General features: G+C 70.4%; 6 protein-coding genes. 3 read left to right on the forward strand and 3 right to left on the reverse strand.

Annotated elements, in window-relative coordinates:
• Positions 1-233: 233 nt before the first annotated feature.
• Entirely contained in the window at positions 234-896 is a 663-nt protein-coding gene (locus HUX53_RS01990; protein ID WP_176401458.1) for a hypothetical protein, read from the forward strand.
• On the opposite strand, the gene HUX53_RS01995 is transcribed toward HUX53_RS01990, so the two are convergent.
• Together HUX53_RS01995 and HUX53_RS02000 are read right to left on the reverse strand one after the other, a co-directional pair.
• Positions 893-1,840, reverse strand: a complete 948-nt coding sequence (locus HUX53_RS01995) for an alpha/beta hydrolase (protein ID WP_309237000.1) — start codon at positions 1,838-1,840, stop codon at positions 893-895. The genes HUX53_RS01990 and HUX53_RS01995 overlap by 4 nt on opposite strands.
• A gap of 130 nt (positions 1,841-1,970) precedes the next feature.
• Entirely contained in the window at positions 1,971-3,131 is a 1,161-nt protein-coding gene (locus HUX53_RS02000) for a transposase (protein ID WP_309237001.1), read from the reverse strand.
• 22 nt (positions 3,132-3,153) lie between these two features.
• On the opposite strand from HUX53_RS02000, the gene HUX53_RS02005 reads away from it, so the two are divergent.
• Positions 3,154-3,690 carry a hypothetical protein gene (locus HUX53_RS02005; protein ID WP_176401459.1) on the forward strand — a complete coding sequence of 179 codons (537 nt, stop codon included), beginning with the start codon at positions 3,154-3,156 and terminating at the stop codon, positions 3,688-3,690.
• Positions 3,691-3,698: 8 nt separating this feature from the next.
• Here HUX53_RS02005 and HUX53_RS02010 read toward each other — a convergent pair whose 3' ends face one another.
• Positions 3,699-4,337 carry a LysE family translocator gene (locus HUX53_RS02010; protein ID WP_176401460.1) on the reverse strand — a complete coding sequence of 213 codons (639 nt, stop codon included), beginning with the start codon at positions 4,335-4,337 and terminating at the stop codon, positions 3,699-3,701.
• Positions 4,338-4,576: 239 nt separating this feature from the next.
• On the opposite strand from HUX53_RS02010, the gene HUX53_RS39825 reads away from it, so the two are divergent.
• The coding region (locus HUX53_RS39825; RefSeq protein ID WP_217918983.1) for a hypothetical protein at positions 4,577-4,852 on the forward strand (276 nt) is incomplete at its 3' end.

Raw genomic sequence — 4,852 nt, forward strand, 5'->3', positions numbered from 1 at the left:
GGGGGTGGGGGGGGTGGGGGGGGGGGGGGGGGGGGCGGGCGGGGCGGGGAGGGGGGACGGGGGGGGGGGGGGGGGCGCGGGGGGGGGGGGGGGGGCGGGGGGGAGGGGGGTGGGGGGGGGGGGGGGGGTGTGGGGGGGGGGGGGGGGGGGGGGGGGGGGGGGGGGGGGGGGGGGGGGGGGGGGGGGGGGGGGGGGGGGGGGGGGGGGGGGGGGGGGGGGAGGCGGCCGTCGCCGTGGTGCTGCTGCTCGCCATCGGCGCGTTCACCGTCCTGCGCTCGGACGGCCCGCCCGGCAACCTGGCGACCGCGTTCAGCGACGCCTTCTCCAACCCCGACTCGGGCTGGGGCGACATGTACGACAAGACCTACGGGTACGCGGACAACAAGTACCGGATGCAGACCAGCGGCACCACCGGATCGGTATCGCGCTGGGTGCCGAAGGACAAGGTGGAGGACATCCCCGACCCGATGCTCGCGACCGTCACGGTCTCGGTCGAGCAGGGCCCCGCGGACAGCACGTTCGGGCTGCTCTGCCGGGCGAACGAGGACGGCAAGAAGCAGTACATGTTCCTCGTCCGCCACGACGGCAAGGGCGCGGTGCTCCGCAAGGTCAACGGGGACCTCGGCACGAAGGACCTCGCGAGCCCCGACTCCGTCCCCGGATTCGACGCCGAGGGGCCGAACAAGGTGCAGGTCGCCTGCGAAGGGCAGGAGAAGGACGGCCCGAAGGTGCGGCTGCGGCTCTGGGTGAACGGCGACAAGGTCCTCGACGAGACCGACACCGACCAGCCGCTCCCCAACGGCTGGGTCGGGCTCCAGATCGAGCGGGGCGGCAACGCGGCCCAGCAGATCGTCGCCGACTTCGACGACTTCGACATGTCGAAGATCAGGGGTTAGCCCGGCAGGTAGGCCGCCGTCCAGCGGGCGAGTTCCTCGAACACCCGCGTCCGGGCCGGCTCGGCGGACAGCACCAGGTCGTGCAGGCCGCCCTCGATCCGGACGAGCGTGACATGCCGTCCGATCCGCGGCGCGTACCGGGCCATGTGCTCGACGTCCAGGACGGCGTCGGCGCCCGTCACGTCCAGCACCTTGCGGGTCGGGCGCACGCTGCGCGTCGACGCCATGACGAGGACCGGCACGTCGACGTCCAATCCTCTGTGCAGGCGGAGCTGCCCGCGCCGGACGGCCGCCAGCCACGCCGCCCGCACCGGGAACCCGAGGAGCGGCTTCCAGGCGAGGTCGAAGTCCCATTCGCCGTCGTGCTCGCGGTGGATGCTGCGCGGGTACGACTCGGACACGCCCGCCGGCAGCTTCGCCTTCGGGAACCGCGACCGCAGCGCCCGCGCCAGCCCGGCGCCGGCCTTCCGCATGACGAGCGGCTCGGCGAGGTCGAAGAACGGGCTGTTGAGGAACAGTCCGTCCACCAGCCCCTTGCCCTTCACCCGGTCGGCCCAGAGACCGGCGATCAGGCCGCCGGTGGAGTGGCCGTTCAGCAGGAGCGTGTCGTGGCCGTCCACATCCCGGACGATCCGGACGGCCTCCTCGATCTCCGGGAAGTAGTCCGAGAGGCTCTCGATGTAGTTCGGCGTCTGGTGCGGGCGCAGCGAACGCCCGTATTTGCGGAGGTCGAGCGCGTAGAAGTCGAAACCGAGGTCCACGTAGAAGTCGGCCAGGTGCCTCTGGAAGAAGTAGTCGATGAAGCCGTGCAGGTACAGCACCGCCCGGCGGGACGGGTCGGGGCAGCGCCGGCGCACGAGCGTCGCCACGACCTCGCCCTCGGCGTCCCGGCCCATCGGCAGCTCGATCGCCTCGTAGCCTGGGCCGAGCACGTCGTCCGTCACGTCCACATTTCCTCGTCAACTACTCGGCCTTGAAGGGACCGAGCTTGCCTGTTCGGTCCTTGGGGCGTTGTTCGCGCTCCCGACTGCCCGCTACAGAGGGGCGGTCACGGGTCGCATCCACCAGCCCAGACTATCCGGGGGCGGGTTGGGGCATGTTGACAAATACCCACGCCGAGCGTGCGCGGTCGCGCACGTTGACCCCGGCGACGACGTCGGCGGGCCCAGCGAGACCGCACCGACGACACTTGAAGTGATCCCGCGAGAGACGATTGCTCCTCGCGGTGTGGCCGCAGCGCGGGCAGCGCTGCGAGGTGTAGGCCGGATCCACCTCGATGAACGGCACACCGGCGCGGCGAGCCTTGTAGGCGATGAAGGCGCCGAGTTGGTGGAACGGCCAGGACGACAGGCGTGCCCGCTGGTCGCGAGGAACCGTGCCCCGTCCGCGGATGCCACTCAACTCCTCGAGTGCGATACCGCGTCCGGTGCGTGCCGCGACGGCGACGACCTGCCTGGAAATCTTGTGATTGACGTGCCGGGCATGCCGCGCCTCCCGGCGGGCCCGCTTCTTCAGCCGCCGGACGGCAGCGCGGGTCCGTTTGGCCTGGAGCTCGGCGCGTTTGCGGGCCTGCCACCGCCGGTACCGACCCAGCCGGCGGCCCTGATGGTTGTCGCCATCCGATGTAGTGGCCAGGTTAACGATGCCGCGGTCCACCCCCACCCAGTCGGCGGGTTCGTACACGCCCGGTTCGGGGACGTCGCAGGTCGCGAGCAGGAACCACTTCCCGTCCCGATGCACTAGATCCGATTCGCCCTTGCGGTGGACGGCCAGTGTCCTGGCCTGGTCGGGCGAGCAGGCGAACCGCAGGTTCCTTTGCCGCCCCGCCACCGTCCAGATGCTGACGGTTCCCGCGTCCAGTTGCCACGACAGGCACCGGTCGTCGAAGGTGTGCGCGGCGTCGGGGCGAAACACGATGGGTTTGGACTCGACCCTGCGGCGTCGCCGGGACTGCGGCCCGCCCAGGTTGCCGTTGCCCATGTTGGCCCGGAGGGTGGTGTAGGCGTCCACGACCCGTTTGATCACATGCTGCGCGGCCTGCGCGCCCAGCCCACCGGCCTTAAGGTCGCCGTAGCACAGCGTCCGCAAGGGGAGTTCACGGCCACGGAGCCCAAATTCCTCGAAGGCGCGGGCCGAGACTTGGTTGGCGGCGGTGTTGACGTGGTGGAGGGTGTCAGCCAATGCCGCCGCCTGCTCGGGCGTCGGCAGCAGCTTGACCTGCACCACCTGCTTCACAGTCCGTGACCATATCATTACGATGCCTGGACTGTGTGGCGAGACCTCCGGCTGGAAGACCGCCACCACGCGCACCTGGGACGCGTCCTACCGCGACCGCGAGTACGAACTCCACGTCCTGCCCACGACAACGCACACGATCGTCGACGCGCCGGTGAACGACGTCCCCGACTCCCAGCTCATGGAGGTCAAGGTCACCTCCGACGGCGAGGCGGGAGTGTTCTGCCGCGGGCAGAGCGGCTTCGCGTTCCTCCTCCGCGCGGACGGACTGGCCCGCATCGCCAGGCTGGACTCCGGCCGGGTGAAGGGCGGCGTGGTGGTCGGCAAGGCCACCGACCTCCGCGACGACGACAACCGGATCCAGGCCGCCTGCGTCGAGCGGACCGGGTCGACCGTCGACCTGGCCATGTGGGTGAACGGCGAGCGGGTCCTGTCGTCCGGCTCCACCCCGATGGGGGGCGGCGCGGCCGGCCCGAGCGGTCTGCTCGTCGTGCGTCCCGAGAACGCCACCGGATGGCCCAAGGCGGTCTTCGACAACTTCTCGCTCTGCTCGGTCTGAGCGCCGGATCAGTCCTTGCGGCCGGTGGCGGCCACAGTGACGCCGAGGCCGATCATCATCAGGCCGCCGGTGCCGCCGATCGCCGCGAGCCGGCGCGGTGAACTCGCGAACCACTCGCGGGCCGTCCCGGCGGCGATGCCCCACACGCTGTCGCTGAGCAGCGCGATGACCGCGAAGATCACCCCGAAGACCATCATCTGCAGGGCGACATGCCCGTGCTCGCGGACCACGAACTGCGGCAGGACGGCGGCGAAGAACACCGTCGTCTTCGGGTTCGTGACGCCGACGACGAAGCCCTGCAGGAGCGCCCGTCCGCCCGTCCGGCCCGACTCGTCCGCGCCGATCGTCTCCTGCAGCGAGCGCCGGTGCCGGACGGCCTGCACCCCGAGGTAGACGATGTAGACCGCACCAACGATCTTCAGCGCGGTGAAAAGCACCACCGACCGCTCCACGATCGACCCGATACCGACCGCAACGGCCGCGGTCAGCAGGAGGGCGGCGAGCACCCCGCCGACAACACCGGCAAGCGCCGTCCGCCGCCCATGCGCCAGCGCCCGCCCAACAACGAATAACACCGACGGCCCCGGTATCACGATGATCGCAAACGCCATAACCGAAAACGCCAGCACCTGATGCAGCGAAACCATGCCCGCACACTACGCAGAACGCCCAGCACCTCCCACCGAATATCACCCCCCACGCCCCCTCGGCGCCACACAGGCCGGGGCGGCAGCGCCAGTTGGCAGAGTGGGCCGGGCCAATTAGCCGAGCGGACCGGATTAGCCGAGCAGACCGGGCCGCCGAGCAAACCGCATTGACCAAGCAAACCCGGCCAGCCGAGCAAACCCGGTCGGCCGAGCGGACCAGGCCAGCCGAGCAAACCGGATTGACCAAGCAAACCCGGCGAGCCGAGCAGACCAGGTTGGTCGAGCGGACCGGGCCGGCCGAGCAGACCGGGTTGATCGAGCGGACCGGGCGAGCCAAGCGGACCGGATTGGCCAAGCAAACCCGGCCGACCGAGCAGACCGGGTTGATCAAGCGGACCTGGTTGGTCGGGGCTGGGGCGGGCGATTATACACATCTGACGCTGCCCACGAAGAGGACAGGTGAGGTGACGTGGGTAGCAGTACAATCACACACAACAAAAACACTCGAAGAACTA

It is taken from the genome of Actinomadura sp. BRA 177 (assembly GCF_013372625.1).
Classification (GTDB): Bacteria; Actinomycetota; Actinomycetes; order Streptosporangiales; family Streptosporangiaceae; genus Spirillospora.

Excerpts from the sequence above, each read along its gene's own strand:
- HUX53_RS02010 (WP_176401460.1), bottom strand. The coding sequence starts at position 4,337 with ATGGTTTCGCTGCATCAGGTGCTGGCGTTTTCGGTTATGGCGTTTGCG.
- HUX53_RS02005 (WP_176401459.1), top strand. The coding sequence starts at position 3,154 with ATGCCTGGACTGTGTGGCGAGACCTCCGGCTGGAAGACCGCCACCACG.